At 70.0% G+C, this 17135-nt stretch carries 18 protein-coding genes and 1 tRNA gene; 6 read left to right on the top strand and 13 right to left on the bottom strand.

Annotated features, from left to right (window positions below):
- Positions 1–16 precede the first annotated feature (16 nt).
- From ACQG07_RS07280 to topA, 7 genes are all read right to left on the bottom strand, one after another.
- On the bottom strand, positions 17–523 hold the full coding sequence (locus ACQG07_RS07280; protein WP_426737886.1) for a DUF6301 family protein: 507 nt from the start codon (positions 521–523) through the stop codon (positions 17–19).
- Between the two features lie 113 nt (positions 524–636).
- Positions 637–712, bottom strand: a tRNA-Thr gene (locus ACQG07_RS07275).
- A gap of 35 nt (positions 713–747) precedes the next feature.
- Positions 748–1383 (bottom strand): TetR/AcrR family transcriptional regulator, encoded by a 636-nt coding sequence (locus ACQG07_RS07270; protein WP_175117477.1) that lies wholly within the window; start codon positions 1381–1383, stop codon positions 748–750.
- A 19-nt stretch (positions 1384–1402) separates the two neighbouring features.
- Positions 1403–3028 (bottom strand): alpha/beta hydrolase, encoded by a 1626-nt coding sequence (locus tag ACQG07_RS07265; protein ID WP_426737885.1) that lies wholly within the window; start codon positions 3026–3028, stop codon positions 1403–1405.
- Positions 3029–3037: 9 nt separating this feature from the next.
- On the bottom strand, positions 3038–4171 hold the full coding sequence (locus tag ACQG07_RS07260; RefSeq protein ID WP_137243700.1) for a DNA polymerase III subunit delta': 1134 nt from the start codon (positions 4169–4171) through the stop codon (positions 3038–3040).
- A gap of 136 nt (positions 4172–4307) precedes the next feature.
- Entirely contained in the window at positions 4308–4943 is a 636-nt protein-coding gene (tmk, locus tag ACQG07_RS07255; protein ID WP_426737884.1) for a dTMP kinase, read from the bottom strand.
- The gene (gene topA, locus ACQG07_RS07250) at positions 4940–7795 is read right to left on the bottom strand and encodes a type I DNA topoisomerase (RefSeq protein WP_426737957.1); all 2856 of its coding nucleotides are present in this window, start codon (positions 7793–7795) and stop codon (positions 4940–4942) included. The genes tmk and topA overlap by 4 nt, the downstream gene beginning before the upstream one ends.
- A gap of 161 nt (positions 7796–7956) precedes the next feature.
- Between topA and ACQG07_RS07245 the strand changes: the two genes are divergently transcribed.
- The gene (locus tag ACQG07_RS07245; protein WP_274500560.1) at positions 7957–8202 is read left to right on the top strand and encodes a hypothetical protein; all 246 of its coding nucleotides are present in this window, start codon (positions 7957–7959) and stop codon (positions 8200–8202) included.
- A 19-nt stretch (positions 8203–8221) separates the two neighbouring features.
- Here the strand turns inward: ACQG07_RS07245 and ACQG07_RS07240 are convergent, their stop codons facing one another.
- The 3 genes from ACQG07_RS07240 to ACQG07_RS07230 are packed head-to-tail and all read right to left on the bottom strand — an operon-like array spanning position 8222 to position 9210.
- On the bottom strand, positions 8222–8644 hold the full coding sequence (locus ACQG07_RS07240; RefSeq protein ID WP_426737883.1) for an Rv3654c family TadE-like protein: 423 nt from the start codon (positions 8642–8644) through the stop codon (positions 8222–8224).
- Complete coding sequence (locus tag ACQG07_RS07235; RefSeq protein WP_159879647.1) at positions 8641–8952, bottom strand: TadE family type IV pilus minor pilin; 312 nt, start codon at positions 8950–8952, stop codon at positions 8641–8643. The genes ACQG07_RS07240 and ACQG07_RS07235 overlap by 4 nt, the downstream gene beginning before the upstream one ends.
- A 45-nt stretch (positions 8953–8997) precedes the next feature.
- Positions 8998–9210 (bottom strand): DUF4244 domain-containing protein, encoded by a 213-nt coding sequence (locus tag ACQG07_RS07230; RefSeq protein ID WP_121293956.1) that lies wholly within the window; start codon positions 9208–9210, stop codon positions 8998–9000.
- Between the two features lie 175 nt (positions 9211–9385).
- Between ACQG07_RS07230 and ACQG07_RS07225 the strand changes: the two genes are divergently transcribed.
- Both ACQG07_RS07225 and ACQG07_RS07220 read left to right on the top strand, forming a co-directional pair.
- Complete coding sequence (locus tag ACQG07_RS07225; protein WP_079706884.1) at positions 9386–9736, top strand: PadR family transcriptional regulator; 351 nt, start codon at positions 9386–9388, stop codon at positions 9734–9736.
- A complete protein-coding gene (locus tag ACQG07_RS07220) occupies positions 9733–10296 on the top strand; it encodes a hypothetical protein (protein WP_426737882.1) in 564 nt (187 codons plus the stop codon). The genes ACQG07_RS07225 and ACQG07_RS07220 overlap by 4 nt, the downstream gene beginning before the upstream one ends.
- Before the next feature lie 46 nt (positions 10297–10342).
- Here ACQG07_RS07220 and ACQG07_RS07215 read toward each other — a convergent pair whose 3' ends face one another.
- From ACQG07_RS07215 to ACQG07_RS07205, 3 genes are all read right to left on the bottom strand, one after another.
- Positions 10343–11407, bottom strand: a complete 1065-nt coding sequence (locus ACQG07_RS07215; RefSeq protein WP_426737881.1) for a type II secretion system F family protein — start codon at positions 11405–11407, stop codon at positions 10343–10345.
- The gene (locus ACQG07_RS07210; RefSeq protein WP_192019353.1) at positions 11404–12438 is read right to left on the bottom strand and encodes a TadA family conjugal transfer-associated ATPase; all 1035 of its coding nucleotides are present in this window, start codon (positions 12436–12438) and stop codon (positions 11404–11406) included. The genes ACQG07_RS07215 and ACQG07_RS07210 overlap by 4 nt, the downstream gene beginning before the upstream one ends.
- A gap of 112 nt (positions 12439–12550) precedes the next feature.
- On the bottom strand, positions 12551–13630 hold the full coding sequence (locus ACQG07_RS07205; RefSeq protein WP_426737880.1) for a LacI family DNA-binding transcriptional regulator: 1080 nt from the start codon (positions 13628–13630) through the stop codon (positions 12551–12553).
- 150 nt (positions 13631–13780) lie between these two features.
- Between ACQG07_RS07205 and ACQG07_RS07200 the strand changes: the two genes are divergently transcribed.
- From ACQG07_RS07200 to ACQG07_RS07190, 3 genes are read left to right on the top strand one after another with little or no spacing between them, the layout of a single operon-like run.
- Positions 13781–14728 (top strand): nucleoside hydrolase, encoded by a 948-nt coding sequence (locus ACQG07_RS07200; RefSeq protein ID WP_426737879.1) that lies wholly within the window; start codon positions 13781–13783, stop codon positions 14726–14728.
- Entirely contained in the window at positions 14725–16161 is a 1437-nt protein-coding gene (locus ACQG07_RS07195; protein WP_426737878.1) for an MFS transporter, read from the top strand. The genes ACQG07_RS07200 and ACQG07_RS07195 overlap by 4 nt, the downstream gene beginning before the upstream one ends.
- A 10-nt stretch (positions 16162–16171) precedes the next feature.
- Positions 16172–17095, top strand: a complete 924-nt coding sequence (locus tag ACQG07_RS07190) for a ribokinase (RefSeq protein ID WP_426737877.1) — start codon at positions 16172–16174, stop codon at positions 17093–17095.
- Positions 17096–17135 lie beyond the last annotated feature (40 nt).

Below are 17135 nucleotides of genomic sequence, written 5' to 3'. Positions count from 1 at the left end.
AGTCGACCAGACGGGATCAGTCAGTGTCGTCAACGGCGCCCGGCATACGGCCGGGATCGATGCCCAGCCGCTCCTCGCCCCGCTCCACGTCGGCGAACCGCTGCCCTTCGACGACGAGCAGCACCTTCTTGGGAACCGTCTTGAGCCAGATCCTGCCGCCGTTCGCCAGTTCCCAGTACGGGTCGCCGGCCTGGGCTCCGGAGGACTGACCAAGATGCGCGCTCAGCGCCGACTGCAACTCCTGTGCGGCGCTCCGCAGCGCGCCGGGGTCGTCGCTCTTGTCGGAGACCGCGATCACGACCTGGGCGATCGCTTCATCTGCGACGAGCGAACGAACGGTCGGCAGGTTCACGTGATACCCGGAACGGTGCTGCACACCGCTCGACGTCTCCAGTTTGAACTGCCACCCGAGACGCTCCGCGAGCGCCGTGAAGTCGTCGCGACCCAGCGGCCACGACACCGACGTGAAGGCCTCGCAGACGGCATCGATCTGTGCGTCCGTGGTTCTGGCGAGTGCACCCATCCGGTCATCCTACGGCTGTCTCCGCACAGGATTCGGCGGCGGACGAGGAGCCTCCCGAAAACCAGAACAGCCGCTGACCTGGGGTTTCCAGGGCAACGGCCGGGTGATGCTGGTGGAGCCGCCCAAGGGAATCGAACCCTTGACCTTCTCATTACGAGTGAGATGCTCTGCCGACTGAGCTAGGGCGGCGCGTGCGCTGGTCGCCCGGCGCACGAGTATCCATGTTAGCGCAGCTTTTGGACCGTCGTGTACAGCTCGGCGAAAGAACGACGGATCCGCTCGGCGAGGGACCCTGGTGTCGGCGCATCGGCCCAGCAGCGCCAGGCATGACGCAGGCCGGCGAAGCCCACCATCGTCACCATCCAGCAGCGGTCGAACAGTGCCTCGGCGTCCTCCGCGAGCGTCGGGTCGTCGTTCAGCACCCGCCGCTCGACGACCTTGTACAGGCCCTCCTCGAAGCCGCGCATGCTCGCGATCCGCGCACCCAGCAGGTGCGGGTGGTCGCGCAGGACGTCCTTGCGGAGATGGTGGATCTCGACGTCCTCGTCGGCGTCACCGACGGTCCGGGCCAGGAGCTCCCCCAGATCGGTGAGCACGTCGGTGGCGGGCCCCGCGGTGAGGAATGCGTGCAGGGCGTCGCCGTCCGGGATCAGCGGGATGTCGCCGATCAGCGCCTCCTCCTTCGTCCCGAAGTAGTTGAAGAAGGTCCGCGGCGAGACCTCCGCCCGACGGCTCACCTCCTCGACCGTCACGTTCTCGAGCCCCTGCTCACTCGCGAGCGTCAACACCGCGTGCTGGATCGCCCGACGCGTCGCGAGCCGCTTCCGCTCGCGGAGCCCGAGTTCAGCCGGCGCCGTCATGGTCATCAGGATCCCGCCGTCAACTGCACATCGGGTCCTTCGACGGCACCGTGCCGTCGATGAGGTACTGGTCGACCGCCTGGTTCACGCAGTCGCTGCCCTTGTTGTAGCCGGTGTGACCCTCACCCTTGTAGGTGATCAGCTGACCCTTGTCGAGCTGCTCCGCGAGATTCTGCGCCCAGACGTACGGCGTGGCCGGGTCGTTCGTCGTCCCGACGACGAGGATCGGCGCAGCACCCTTCGCGTGGATCTCCCCACGCTCGGTCCGCGTCTGGTACGGCCAGTTGGCGCAGAACGTGTCACCGTAGGCCATGTACTGGCCGATCACGGGAGCCGCCTCCTCCAGCTGCTTCGCCTCGTCGGCCATCTTCGTCTTGTCGTCGTCGTAGCTGTAGTCGAGGCAGTTGATCGCGTTGAAGGCCTCGGTCTGGTTGTCGGCGTACTTGCCGGACTCGTTGCGACCGTTGTAGCCGTCGGCGAACTGGAAGGCGATGTCGGTCCCGCCCTGCATGACCTCGTCGAACATCTGGCTGAGGTACGGCCACGCATCGGCCTGGTACAGCGGGTAGATGATCGCCGTGAGCAGGGTGTTGCCGCCCAGTTCACGTCCGTCGTCGCCGGGGATCGGGTTCGCGTCGACCTCGTCGAGGAGCGTCTTGATCTCGGTCATCGCACTGTCGACGGAGCCGCTGAACGGGCAGTCCTTGCCCGTAATGCAGTCCTCGAGGTAGGCGCGCAGAGCACTCTCGAAGCCCTTGGCCTGCTCCTTGACGACCTCGAAGTTCGACGTCGACGGGTCGATCGCACCGTCGAGCACGAGGCGCCCGACGTTCTTCGGGAAGAGCTCCGCGTACGTCGCGCCAAGGAAGGTGCCGTACGAGTACCCGAGGTAGTAGAGCTGCTTGTCGCCGACGGCGGCGCGCAGCATGTCGAGGTCCTTCGCGGCGCTCTGCGTATCGACGAACTCGAGCATCTTGCCCGTCTCCTCCGCACACGCGTCGCCAAAGTCCTTGGCGGCCTTCTCGTTCGCGGCGATCCACTCGTCGGAGCCGCGCTTCCCCGGCGTCACGTCGTACAGGTACGCGTCCATTTCCGAGTCGGTCAGGCAGGTCACCGGCGTCGACTTTCCGACACCGCGGGGGTCGAAGCCGACGACGTCGAAGTTCTCCTGGAGGTCCTTGTCGACCGCGAAGTCCAGGCTGTCGGCGACGAGGCTGTAGCCGGAACCCCCCGGGCCGCCGGGGTTCATGAAGAGCGAACCGATCGGCTTGCCGTTCGTCGCCTGGTGACGCACGAGCGCCAGGGAGAGTTCGCCGTCGGAGGGGTTGTCCCAGTCGATGGGCGCTTTCGCCGTGGCGCACTCGAAGCCGTCGGCACAGCCGCCGGTCTTCCAGTCGAGCTTCTGCTCGTAGAAGGGCTTCAGCTCGGCGTCGACGTCGCTCGTCGCCGGCGAGGAGGACGACGTCGTCGGCTCGGCGGCCTTCGGCGGCAGGAAGGCCGTCACGCACCCACTCAGGGTGAGTGCCGCGACCGCGAGACCGGCCACCAGGGCGACCCGCGCCGCACGGCGCGCACCGGGGCCCCTGCGACGGGGTGCACCGATCGATCCCGTCGAGTCCGACGGCTGCTGCCTGGGCGAAGTCACAGAGGCTCCCTACCGGACCGCCGACACGAGCATGGCCTCCAAGGCCAGCGCCGGGGCGACGTTCCCTTCGATTCGTGTGCGGGCGACGGAGATCGCCTCCAAGGTTTCGATCGTAACCGCAGGCGTCGTCCGGCGAGCGGCTTCCTCGAGTTCCGGACGCAATTCACGGTTGATGATCGTGGCGTCGTGCCCCAGTTGCAGGAGCACGATGTCGCGGTACAGCGAGAGCAGGTCGACCATGATCCGGTCGAGCCCGTCGCGCAGGCTGCGGGTGGCACGCCGCTTCTGGTCCTCCTCCATCGCCCGCACCTGCGAGCGGAGGGCCGGCGGGACCGACTGACCGGGCTCGACGCCGAGTGAGCGCAGTGTGCTCTCCCGCTCGGCCTCGTCGCGGAGCGAGGTGTACGCCTTCGCATCGTCGCCCGCCAGCTCCAGGAGGCGACCAGCGGTGACGACAGCCTGCCCCGCGCTCCTGATGTCGAGCACGGCACGGAGCGTGGACTCACGGCGCTGCCGAGCGCCGGGGTCGGTCGCGAGACGGTGAGCCATGCCGACGTGGCTCTGCGCCTCGCGAGCGGCGCGTTCGGCGAGTTCAGGTGCCACACCGTCGCGCCGTTCCAGCAGCTCGGCGACGTCGTCGATGGTGGGGACGCCGAGGCGGACCGAGCGGACGCGCGACCGGATGGTGGGCAACAGGTCGGCCTCGCTCGGCGCGCACAGCACCCAGATCGTGCTGCTCGGCGGTTCCTCGAGCGACTTCAGCAGCAGGTTGGACGTGCGCTCGGTCATGCGGTCGGCGTCCTCGACGACCATGACGCGGAAGCGACCGACGGACGGCGCGCGGTAGGCGTTCCGGACGAGGTCGCGGACCTCGTCGATCGTGATGATGACGCGATCGGTGCTCAGCGCGGAGAGGTCGGGGTGGGTGCGCGCCTCCACCTGACGACGGGTGACGTCGTCGCCCCCGGGCTCGCGGCTGAGGAGCGCGGCGGCGAACGCGTAGGCGAGGGTCGACCGGCCGGAACCGGGCGGCCCGGTGATGAGCCAGGCGTGGGTGAGGCCCTTGGGCGTGACCGGGTCCGACGCCGACTGGAGGAGCTCGATCGCGTCGCGTTGACCCGTCAAGTCGGTCCAGGAAGCCATGCCTCTACGATACCGGGCGGCACCGACCTGAGCCGGCGGGGCTGGGACGGTGTGCACTCAGGGGCCGGAACGGTGTGCGCTCAGGGACCGGGAGGATGTGCCCTTCGACAGGCTCAGGGACCGGAGTGGGGTGCGCTCAGAGGAGCGGCGCGATGCGGGCCCGGATGTCGGCGGCCAGTCGCTCGGGCGGGAGCGCGGCGTCGACGACGAGGAACCGCTCGGGTTCCGCGGCCGCGAGGGCGAGGAACGACTCCCGCACCCGGGTGTGGAAGTCCTGCGCCTCGGCCTCGAGCCGGTCGAACCGCTTGTTGGCGTTGTCGAGACGACCACGGGCGACCGCGACGTCCAGGTCGAGGAGGACGGTGACGTCGGGCAGGAGGTCCTCGGCGGCCCAGAGCGAGATGCTGCGGATCTGCTCGGCGTCGAGCACGCGTCCGCTGCCCTGATAGGCGACCGACGAGTCGAGGTACCGGTCCTGCAGGACGACCTCGCCCCTCGCGAGGGCCGGGCGCACCACGGTGGCGATGTGGTGAGCACGGTCCGCTGCGTAGAGCAGGGCCTCGGCACGCGGGCTGATGTCGCCCCGGTGATGCAAGACGATCTCGCGGATCTCGACACCGAGCTCGCTGCCGCCCGGCTCGCGAGTCCGGACGACCGTCCGTCCCTGCTGCTCGAACCAGTCGCTCAGGAGCCGCGCCTGTGTCGACTTCCCGACACCGTCGCCGCCCTCGAGGGTGATGAACAGGCCCCGAGGGCGTTCTCCCTCGCTCACGTGACGGCGTCGGCCTTCGCCGCAGCCGCCTTGTTCGCGGCGCGGGTCGCGGCAGCCTTCTTCGCCGCTTCCGAACGGGCGGTCGACGTGGCCGTCGCGGACTTCGTGGCCGCTGTCTTGGCGGTCCCCGTCTTCGCGGCGGCGGTCTTCTTGGCCGGAGCCTTCTTCGCGGGTGCCTTCTTCGCGGGAGCCTTGCGACCGGCCTTCGGCTTCGCCGGGCCCTTCGCACGCTTGTCCGCCAGGAGCTGGACCGCTCGCTCGAAGTCGACGTCCTCGACCTCCTCGCCACGAGGGATCGTCGCGTTGGTCACGCCGTCCGTCACGTAGGCGCCGAAACGGCCGTCCTTGATCTTGATCGGCTTCCCGCTCTCGGGGTCGGCCTCGAACTCCTTGAGGGCGCTCGACGCCTTCCGGGCTCCGTACTTGGGCTGTGCGAACAGCTCGACGGCACCGGCGAGGTCGACCGCGAAGATGTCGTCCTCGGAGGTGAGCGACCGGGTGTCGGTGCCCTTCTTCAGGTACGGACCGTAGCGACCGTTCTGCGCGAGGATCTCTTCGCCGGACTCAGGATCGGCACCGACGACGCGAGGCAGGTCGAGGAGCTTGAGCGCGGTCTCGAGGTCGATGGTCGCGAGGTCCATCGACTTGAAGAGCGACGCGGTGCGGGGCTTCTCGGCTGCCGCCTTCTTCTTGGCGGGGGCCTTCTTCTTGGCACTCGCAGCAGGCTCGGTCACCTCGCCGGTCGCCGTGTCGACGGAGAGCTCCGCCTCGGGCTCCGGGTCGACCTCGGTGATGTAGGGGCCGAAGCGTCCGTCCTTCGCGACGATCTCCTTGCCGGTCGTCGGGTTCACACCGATGACGCGATCGCCGACGACGGGTGCGTCGATGAGCTCGTGCGCCTTCGCGGGCGTCAGTTCGTCGGGCGCGAGGTCCTCGGGCAGGTTGACCCGACGCGGCGTCGGGGCTTCCTCTCCTTCGGCCGGCGGCGGACCGTCGGGCGTGACCTCGAGGTACGGGCCGTACTTGCCGATGCGGAGCGTGACCCCGTCGTCGATGACGATCGAGTTGATGCGGCGGGCGTCGATGTCGCCGAGGTTGTCGATGACCTGACGCAGGCCGCGACCCGAATCGTCGCCGAAGTAGAAGCCCTTGAGCCAGTCGACGCGGTCGACCGAGCCGCCGGCGATCCGGTCGAGGTCGTTCTCCATCTCCGCGGTGAAGTCGTACTCGACGAGTTCCTCGAAGTACTCCTCCAGGAGACGGACGACGCTGAACGCCACCCAGCTGGGGATGAGCGCCTGGCCGCGCTGCGTCACGTAGCCGCGATCGATGATCGTGGAGATGATCGATGCGAACGTGGACGGTCGGCCGATGCCGAGCTCCTCGAGCCGCTTCACGAGGCTGGCCTCGGTGTAGCGCGGCGGCGGCGAGGTTTCGTGCCCCTTCGCCTCCGGGTCCTCGATGCCGAGCTGCTGGCCTTCGGTGAGCGGGGGCAGCTTCGCCTCGGACGCGTCGTCCTGGGAGTTGCGGTCCTCGTCCTGGCCCTCTTCGTAGGCGGCGAGGAAGCCGCGGAAGGTGATGACGGTGCCGGACGCGGTGAACTCGGCGCGGCCGACGTCGGTCTTCGACTCGAGCGTGATCGTCGCGGTGGAGCCCTTCGCGTCGGCCATCTGGCTGGCGACGGTGCGCTTCCAGATCAGGTCGTACAGCTTGAAGTCGTTGCCGCGGAGCGTCGAGGCGAGCGAGGACGGCGTGCGGAACGTGTCGCCAGAGGGACGGATCGCCTCGTGCGCCTCCTGCGCGTTCTTGCTCTTGCCGCTGTAGAGGCGCGGCTTGTCGGGCACCGTCTCGGCACCGTAGAGGGCAGCAGCCTGCTTCCGGGCCGCGTCGATCGCCTGCTTGCTCAGCGACGGCGAGTCGGTACGCATGTACGTGATGTAGCCGTTCTCGTACAGCGACTGCGCGACACTCATCGTCTGGCGAGCGGAGAACCGGAGCTTGCGACCGGCCTCCTGCTGGAGCGTGGAGGTCGTGAAGGGAGCCGCCGGCCGGCGGGAGTACGGCTTGGACTCGACGGAGAGGACGGTCGCCTTCGACTGCTCAAGTGCTGCGGCGAGCGCCGTGGCCCGCTGTTCGTCGAGCGGGACGGCACTGCCCTTGAGCTGTCCGAGGTCGTCGAAGTCGCGGCCGGTGGCGACGCGGTCGCCTTCGAGCCGGACGAGACGTGCGGTGAAGGGCGCTCCGGTGGCGTCGGCTTCGGGGAGGAAGCGAGCGATGACGTCCCAGTAGGAGGCGGCGCGGAAGGCGAGGCGCTCCCGCTCCCGGTCGACGACGAGTCGGGTGGCGGCGGACTGCACGCGTCCGGCGCTCAGCCCGGGGCCGACCTTGCGCCAGAGCACGGGCGAGATCTCGTACCCGTACAGGCGGTCGAGGATGCGGCGGGTCTCCTGGGCGTCGACGAGGTCGGTGTCGAGGGGCCGCGTCTTGTCCTTCGCGGCGAGGATGGCGTCCTTGGTGATCTCGTGGAAGACCATGCGGCTGACGGGGACCTTGGGCTGCAGGACCTGCAGGAGGTGCCACGCGATGGCTTCGCCTTCGCGGTCCTCATCAGTCGCGAGGAGGAGTTCGTCGGCGTTCTTGAGTGCGCGCTTGAGGTCCGCGACGGTCTTCTTCTTCGCGTCGGAGACGACGTAGTACGGCTCGAAGCCGTTGTCGACGTCGACCGAGAACTTGCCGAGCGAGCCCTTCTTGAGCTCGGCGGGAAGGTTCTTCGGCTCGATGAGGTCGCGGATGTGACCGACCGAGGACAGCACCTCGTAGTCGTCACCGAGATATCCGGCGATCGACTTCATCTTGGTCGGTGACTCTACGATCACGAGTTTCTTGCCTGCCACGAGGCTCCTTCCATCAGGCACACCATACACACGTGCACAGCAGGCTTGTCCAATCGTGGGGCGGCCACGTGCGTGTCCATCCCCTTGCGTTCTGCGGCGTTCGGAGCAGAATGTCTGCCATGAGTACCCAGACGAACTACACCGTGAAGTTGACCGACGGTCCACTGGAGGGCAAGACGATCAGCGCCCGACTCAGCGACCGCGGATCACCGACGCCCACCGTCGACGTGCCGAGCGGCACCGCCGGCAAGGTCTACCGGTACGCCCGGACGACCGGCGAGGAGTACGACGACTCCGGTGCCCCGAGCGCCGTCGACTACCGCTTCCTGGAGGCGGTCTTCACGACCGACTCCGGTCAGGGCTGACCGATCGCACCGCTACCTCTTAATAGGTGGCGGTCGCGGGCACCCCGACGACGGCGCCGGACGCCTCCGGAGGAGGTCCGGCTCTCGCGGCGACCGTGATGGCGCCGAAGGCCGTGTCGACAGTGGCGTCGACGAGGACGGTGACGCCCTCCACACTGCAGGTGCCGAGCGACGCCGCATTGCGCGCCGCGACCATGCGAGCAGTTTCGCAGGGGAAGCCTGGGAGACGACCGGACGCGGTGTCGGCTGCCGCCAACGCGGCTGCGTCGGCCGCGTTGGCCGCTCGCTGATGAGCGGCGAACAGCGTCACCACGGGCAGCGTCGCCAGGAGGACGGCGACCAGCGCCCCGAGGATGCCTGCCGCCAGAACCGACCCTGCTCCGGTCTCGTCGCGCAGGTCTCGCGCCGCGCGGAGGACCAGGCGGCGCCACCTCACGCTCATCGGCCGCCGCCCATGGCGCATGAGGATGCCGACACCGGGACGACGCCGGCCAGGCCGGACCCGCCGACGGCGTCGACGCGCACGCAGACGAGGTCGCCCTCCACGCCACTCGTCATAGTGGCCCCCGGCAGGACGCGCGCGACCCGACCCGCCGCGGTCCCGGCGTCGTCGCCTCGCCCCAGGCTCCGGGCGGCGTCGGCCGCTGCGTCGGTCGCACGGAGCTGGGTCAGCCCCACCTGCACCGCGGAGAGTCCCATGGCCAGCACGAGGACGACGGCCGGGACGACGACAGCGAACTCCGCCGTCACCGCGCCGTCCTCCGAACGGCACGTCGGTACCTTCAGCCGCACGGCTCAACCGTTCGCCGTCAGGGCTCGTCGGATGAGGTCGGTGAGGATGCCCCGCACCTCGTCTCCGCGGAGGATGGCGACGAGGAGCCCGGCGAACCCGACGGCCGCCATCGTGGCCACCGCGTACTCCGCCGTGGCGGACCCCCGTTCGTCCTGCAGGACGCGCCGCACCTCGCGCGTGACACGCTGCTCGACTCGACGACCGATCGTGATCATGATGTTCCTTCCCCGCACCGGAGTGCTGCGCTCGTGGCACGAACACCTCCATGTTCGGCGACCGCGTCCAACGACGCGCGGGCGGATCCGACGTCGGCGACGGGCCGGGTCGACCGGCCGGTTGTGGAGCGAACTCGCCTTGCACCGAACCACTATTCATGCTTGAATAATAGTCATGGATGAACAGCTGGCGGCGCGCGACTCGCAACTCCTCCGAGGTGTGTTGCCGATGCTCATCCTGTCCACCGTGCACCGGGGCGAGACCTACGGATACGAGCTCGTCGAGCGGCTCCGAGCACTCGGCCTGGCCGATCTGGCGACCGGGGTCGTCTACCCGGTCCTCAGCCGGTTCGAACGCGACGGACTGGTGACCGCGCGTCGGGTCGCTTCCTCGGGCGGACCAGCACGGAAGTACTACGCGATCACCGAACGAGGAGACGCGGCGAGGCTCGACGCCATCGCCCGCTGGAGGGCGATGACCGACATCGCCGAACGAGGAATCGACCCTGAAGGAGCATCAGCATGATCGACCAGAAGCACGCCACCCCGGACGACCTGCTCGCCGAGCGCGCTGCACGCGGACTGAGCGTCGCGGACCGCTGGCGACGCGACTCGTACCTGCAGCGCCTCGACTGGCACCTCGAGGCCGTGGTCACGGGGCGGGAACGCCGTTCGATCATCCGTTCACTCCGGGACGAGCTCTCGGTCGATCAGCGACCGATGACGATCGCCGTGGCCGACCTCGGCTCACCACGCGCTCTGGCCGCCCGCTACGCCGACGACCCGGCCCGCTTGCGACCGACCTGGTCGATCGGGGTCATCTGGGGCGGTGTCGCGATCCTCGCCTACTGGTTCTCGTTCGCCCTGTTCACCCTCGGGATGCTCTCGGTGGTCGAGCAGTCGACACTCGATGAAGCGCACGCACGGTTCTTCTTCGTCGACGTGCTCGCCTTCGCCAACGAAGACGGCATCGGCGTCGGCTGGTCCGGCGACGTCGCGTGGATCCTCGTGCCGATCGTGATCATCGCCGTCGCCGTGCTCGTCGGTGCACGCTGCTGGCGTGCACTGCCACGCTCGCGCGACTGAAGCAGCAACGCCACTGCAGCAAGGCGGGTCTGCGGCGAACAGTTCGTCAGAAGCCGAGCGTCGTCGACGTGACGACGCTGAGGAGGAGCGGAGCCACACCGACGAGGAGGAAGGCCGGCAGGATGCAGACCCCGAGCGGGATCATGAGGCGGGTCGCGAGGATCGCGGCTGCCCGCTCACCGTCGGACCGCGCCTGATCACGCTGCTGCTCCGCCTCGCTGCGCAGCAGCTCACCGGCGGGGATGCCCGCCCTGGCCGACAGGGCGAGGACGCTCGTGATCGTGGCACCGTCGTAGGGGACGGCGAACCGCTCGCACGCCTCCTCGACGATCGACCGGGCCGCCGGCGCCGCTCCCCCACCCGCCATCGCCACCGCGACGAGGTCGAGCGACAACCCCGGTGCCGGGTCGCGCCTGGCCGCCCGTGCACTGAGCGCCGAACTCCAGCGCGCACCGACGACGAGGAACGCCACGCCCGCCGCGAGACAGCAGAGCCCAGGAGGCGTCGCGAAGAGCGTCCGCAGTGTGTCGAAGCCGAGGGCCATCCCGAGGAGGACGGCGACGAGCGGCAACCAGAGCACCAGCCTCGCCGTCGCGGACGGTCCGGCGAGCGCTGTGCCGACGTCGCGACCGATGCGGTCCAACTCGCGCAGCGACCCGGCGAGGTCGCGCAGACAGACGCCGAGTGGTGCGCCGCTGATCGCAGCGACCTGCCAAGCGGCTGCCAGGCCCGCCCAGGCTGTGCGCGCGCCAGCACCCGTCTCCTGATCAGCGATGGCGGCGATCGCCGCCGGCAGGTCGCCGCCGTGCGTTGCAGCATCGGCCACCGCTGACAGCACCGCCGCGTCGGCCCGATGATCGCTCGTCGGGCCGGCTTCGTCGTCCGGTTCATCCGTCGCGAGCCCGACGGACCCCGCTGCTGATCGCGTCCGCGCATCGGCGTCCGCTTCCAGGGCCAGATGCCTCCAAGCGCTGCCGGGTGCGACGCCGGCACCCAGCAGCACGGCCAGACGACGGGTGGTGCGCGCCACGCGTGCCGGGCCGTCGTCATCGGGTTGGGCCGCACCGGGAAGCGCGGCGAGCACTCGCCGCAGGACCCGTAGCCGGGTCACGGTAGCTCCTCGACGGAGAGGCGATCGTGTTCGTCGATCAGGAGGCGGCCGACCGCGACCACCTGTCGGCCGACCGGGAGCCGTGCCAGGTGCACGATGAGTCCGATCGCGCTCGTCGCCTGACGGGCGACGGCCTCCTGACTCATGCCGGCGAGCGCACCGAGCGCCTCCAAACGGGCGGGCACGTCGGTCACGGAGTTCGCATGGAGGGTGCCGGCACCACCGTCGTGCCCGGTGTTGAGCGCCGACAGCAGCTCGCGCACCTCGGGCCCCCGGCACTCGCCGAGGACGAGCCGGTCGGGACGCATGCGGAGGGCCTCGCGCAGGAGGCGTTCGAGGTCGATGCCGCCGGCCCCCTCCAGGTTGGCCTGGCGCGACTGGAGTGCGACGACATGCGGGTGGAGGACCCTCAGCTCCGCGACGTCCTCGATCACGACGAGCCGCTCGGCGGGTGAGGCGAGGCCGAGCAGGGCGCCGAGGAGCGTCGTCTTGCCGGAGCCACCCGCGCCGGTGATGAGGATGTTCGTCCGGGCCGCGACCGCGTCGCGCAGCAGCTCGGCGACCGCCGCCGGGAACATCCCGGCGGCCTGCAGCGCATCGAACCCCAGCGCCTCGTCCCGCGGCACCCGGATGGACAGCAACGTCCCCCGGGTCGACACCGGCGGGAGGACCACGTGCACCCGCACCCCGTCCTGCAGACGCACGTCGACGCACGGGGTCGCCTCGTCGACGTGCCGCCCGCCCCTCGCCACCAGGCGCACCGCGAGCGCTCGGATGGTCGCCTCATCGGAGCGCCACCCCGCCTCCCGGACGAGCCCGGCACCGTGGTCGAGCCAGAGGCCGGACGAACCGTTCACGAAGAGATCGGTGACCCCCGGATCGGCGAGGTAGGGAGCAAGAGCCCCGAAGTCGGCGAGCGCCGTGACCCCGCGCGACTCGGCCGCACGCGCGGGCTCGGTGTCGGCCGCCGCCCCCGGCGGGTCGGGCGGAGCGGCATCGGGCGGGACGGAGACGACGAAGCGATCGGACATGCGGCGAGCGTAGGCGCGCCCGTACGAGCACCGCAGTGTGGAGGCGCGGACCACACGACGTCACGCGAACGGTCGCGGTTGTGGAGCGGGGTCAGGCGGACGTCGCCCCGCCTCAGCGACCGATCGTCGAGGCGCGGATGACGAGGTCCGCAGCGATCACCGGGGCGGGTTCCACCGTCCGGCCCTCGATCCGGGCGAGGAGTTGCTCGGCGCCCGCGCGACCGAGCGCCTCACCGGGCAACCGCACACTCGTCAACGGCGGATCGCTCACCACCGACGACGCCAGGTCGTCGAACCCGACCACCGCGAGCTCCCCCGGCACCGGCATGCCCATCGCCCGCGCCGACTGCAGCACCCCGTACGCGTGCGTGTCGGTTGCGCAGACCAGCGCGGTCACCCCGGAGTCGCGCCACCGCGGCCAGCTGTCGACGAATGCCGCGGCCGCCGCTTCGAGATCGATGATGCTCTCCGCGCGATCGTCGGCGTGCACCCGCATACCGCGCACGGCAGCCTCGCGCTCGAGCAGCAATCGACGCAGGAGGAACGTGTCCGTCGCCGTGCGGCCGCCGAGGTACCCGAGCTGCCGGTGACCCAGGATGTGGAGGTGGTCGAGGAGTGCTCGGACACCGCCGAGGAGGTCGAAGTCGACGGAGACGGCGCGTCGGTCGGTGACGACGGCACCGGACGCTGCCTCCGCCGTCGTCGTCGGGAGGCGGGGTGCGTCGAGCAACACGAGCGCGGTGTCGAGCCGGAGCTCGTCCAGGAAGGCCTCGCTCGGCGCGTCGACCACGACCCCGGCCGGTCGGAGGGCCGCGAGTCGGCCGAGCGCCGCCGCCGTCGGCACGTCGCCCTCCCCGGTCACCGACACGAGCAACTGGTACGCGTCGCCGAGGCCGGCCCGGAGCCCGCGGATCACCGCACCGAAATAGGGGTTCGACGCATCCGGCGTCACGAAGACGACAAGGTTGCTGGACCCGCTCGCGAGCGCCCGCGCGGCGTGGTCGGCGACGTAGCCGAGCTCCGCGATCGCCTGGCGCACCCGTTCGGCGTTCTGTGCCGAGACGTGCCCGGCATCCTTGCCGTTGGCGACGAGCGACACGGTCGCGACCGAGGTCCCGGCCCGCTCCGCCACCATCGCCGCCGTGACGCGACGGGCGGCGCGTGGCCGGGGATCGTTCGGTTCGAGGGGCACCCGTCGATCGTATCGGGGCCGCGGAACCCTGGGCCGAACAACCCGGTTTGGCGAACCTAAAGCGCTTGACGTAGGCTGCTCCCGGCGGACCTGAAGCGCTTTACGTGCCGTGTCGCCCGCTTCCCCAGCACCCCAACGATGTGGAGAACCATGCCCCGCAAGATCATCCTCGACTGCGACCCAGGCCACGACGACGCGATCGCGATCCTCCTGGCACACGGCAACCCCGAGATCGAGCTGCTCGCCGTCACGACCGTCGTCGGCAACCAGACGCTCCCGAAGGTCACCCGGAACGCCCTCGCCGTCGCCCGCATCGCCGGGATCACCGACGTGCCGTTCGCCGCCGGTGCCGACCGCCCGCTCGTGCGCCCGCTCGAGAACGCGCCGGACATCCACGGCGAATCGGGCATGGACGGCCCCGTCCTCCCCGAACCGACGATCGCCCTCGACGACCGGCACGCCATCGACCTCATCATCGACCTCGTCATGTCGCACGAGCCGGGCGAGATCACCCTCGTCCCGACCGGCGGCCTGACGAACATCGCCCTCGCAGCCCGCAAGGAGCCGCGCATCGTGGAGCGCGTCAAGGAGGTCGTCCTCATGGGCGGCGGGTACCACGTCGGCAACTGGTCGGCGGTGGCCGAGTTCAACATCAAGATCGACCCCGAGGCCGCGCACATCGTCTTCAACGAGAGCTGGCCCGTCGTCATGGTCGGCCTCGACCTCACGCACCAGGCCCTCGCCACCCCGGAGGTCGTCGAGCGGATCGCCGCGATCGGCACCGGCCCGGCGCGCTTCGTCGAGGAGCTGCTCGAGTTCTTCGGCACCACCTACAAGGACGCGCAGGGCTTCGACAGCCCGCCGGTGCACGACCCGTGCGCGGTCGCCTACGTGATCGACCCGACGATCGTGCGGACCGTCAAGGTGCCGATCGACATCGAACTCACGGGCACGCTCACCCTCGGCATGACGGTCGCCGACTTCCGCAGCCCGGCTCCGGACGACTGCAGCACCTGGGCCGCGACCGAGCTCGACCACGCACGCTTCTGGGGCCTCGTCACCGACGCCCTCGAGAACATCGGGGAGATCGAGCTGTGAGCGACCTCCTGGGCTCCACGAAGCCCGCCGTCCGCATCGGCGCCCTCATGACGGCGTTGCTCGCCGCCTGCGTCGCGTTCCAGTTGAACGCCAGCATGCTGAGCCCCGCGCTCGTCAGCATGGCGCGCGAACTGCAGACCGACGACGCCACCATCGGCCTGTCGCAGACGATGTTCTTCACCACGGCGGCGCTGTTCTCCGTCTTCCTCCCCCGCCTCAGCGACATCATCGGACGGAAGCGTGTCCTGACGGGCATGCTCGTCATCATGCTCGTCGGCACCGTCGTCGCAGCCCTCGCCGTGAACGTCGAGATGCTGTTCGTCGGCCGCATCATCCAGGGCGTCTCCGGGCCGGTCGTGCCCATCACCCTGCTCATGCTGCGCGCCGAGGTCACCGACCCGAAGCGGTACGGCGCCATGATGGGCCTCATCACCGCGGTCAACGGCGGCATCGCCGGGATCGACGCCCTCGCCGGCGGCTGGCTCGTCACGAACCACGGCTTCCGGTCCGTCTTCTGGACCATGGCCGTCGTCGCAGCCGTCGCGATCGTCTTCGTCGTCCTGTGGGCCGTGAACTCGCAGCCTTCGAAGGGTACGAGGATGGACTGGTGGGGCGTGCTCCCGCTCGTCGTGTCGATCGCCGCACTGCTCACCGCGTTCAACGAGGCCGGCAAGCTCGCAGCGGCGAACTGGTTGCTCGTCGGCGGGTTCATCGTCCTCGCCCTCGTCGCGTTCGCGATCTTCTGGACCGTCGAGAACCGCGTCGCCGAACCGCTGGTCGCCACGAAGTACCTCCGCCAGCGCAGCACCTGGGCACTCCTGCTCACGACGCTGCTCACGATGACCGGTGTCTTCGCCGTCGCCAACGGCCTCGTCACCTCGATCGCCCAGAACGCCGACGCGGGCTTCAGCATGGAGGCCGACCTCGCCTCCCTCGCGTTCCTGACGCCGTACGCCCTCGTCGGCTGGCTCGTCGGCCCGTTCGCCGGTCGTCTCGCGCCCACGCTCGGCTACCTGAACGTGCTCCGCATCGGCCTCATCGGCAGCATCGTCTCGATCGTCATCATGGCGCTCGTCGGTGTGCACTCGCTCCCCGTGCTCATCGCGACGACCGTCCTCATCGGTGCGACCTACGCGGGCATCGGCAACATCATGCTCAACGGGCTGGGCATCGTCCTGTCGCCGAAGGAGAACCCGGGCTTCCTGCCCGGACTGAACGCGGGCGCCTTCAACCTGGGCGCCGGCCTCAGCTTCGTCGTCCTCCCCGCCGTCCAGATCGCCGTCGCACCCGCCGGAGGCACGTCGACGGCCGGGTACACGAGTGCCATGCTGGTCGGCGCGGGCATCACCGCGGTCGCCCTGCTGGTGTCGTTCCTCATCCCGAAGCCCGCGGGCGCCGAGGTCCGTCCGGCCGAGACCGCCTCGGCAGCCTAGGAAGGTCACCATGCAGAGTCCACGCATCGTCGTCGTCGGGTCCTTGAACGCGGACCTCGTCGTCCGCACGGCACGCTTCCCGCAGCCCGGGGAGACGCTCACCGGATCCGAACTCGCCGTCATCCCCGGCGGCAAGGGCGCCAACCAGGCGGTCGCCGCGGGAAGACTCGGCGGCGACGTCACCATGGTCGGCGCGGTCGGCGACGACGCGCACGGGTCCCTCCTGCTCGAGTCGCTGTCGAGCTCCGGGGTCGACGTCACCCGGATCGCCCGACGTGACGACGTCGCGACGGGCACCGCGGTCATCACCGTCGACGACGCCGGGGAGAACACGATCATCGTGTCGCCCGGGGCGAACGGCACCCTCACGCCGGATCGGATCGGCGAGGCGTGGACGGCTCTCGACGGTGCCGGTGTCGTCTGCCTGTGCCTCGAGGTGCCGATCGACACCGTGCTCGAGACGGCCCGGCGGGGCGCCTCGGCCGGCGCGCTCGTGCTCCTCAACCTCTCCCCCTACGGTCCGGTGCCGGAGGAGCTCCTCCAGGCGACCGGCGTCCTCCTCGTGAACGAGCACGAGGCGGCCGACCTCGCAGGGGTCGACCCGGAGGAGGCCGGGTGGGAGGCGACCGCCACGGCACTGCGCAGCCACGGCATCCGCCGAGCCGTCGTCACGACCGGGGCCGCAGGCAGTGTCGTGATCGACGGCGAGGCCGACCCGACGTCGGTTCCGTCGCCGACGGTGGACGCCGTCGACACCACCGGCTGCGGCGACGCATTCATGGGCGCCCTCGCGCTGCGACTCGCTGCCGGAGACGAGCTCGTCGACGCGGCCCGATTCGCCTCGACCGTCGGCAGCTACGCGGCGACCGGGGCCGGCGCCCAGGCCTCATACCCCGATCAGGAGCAGCTCGCGGCGTTCCTCGAGCAGCGATGAGCCACGGGGTCCCTCGTGAACCGACGCGGGACCCCGTGGC

It is taken from the genome of Plantibacter sp. 2H11-2 (genome assembly GCF_050031945.1).
Taxonomy (GTDB): Bacteria; Actinomycetota; Actinomycetes; order Actinomycetales; family Microbacteriaceae; genus Plantibacter; species Plantibacter auratus.
The sequence above is the reverse complement of the archived record's forward strand: the minus strand, read 5'-3'. Positions and strand labels throughout refer to the sequence as shown.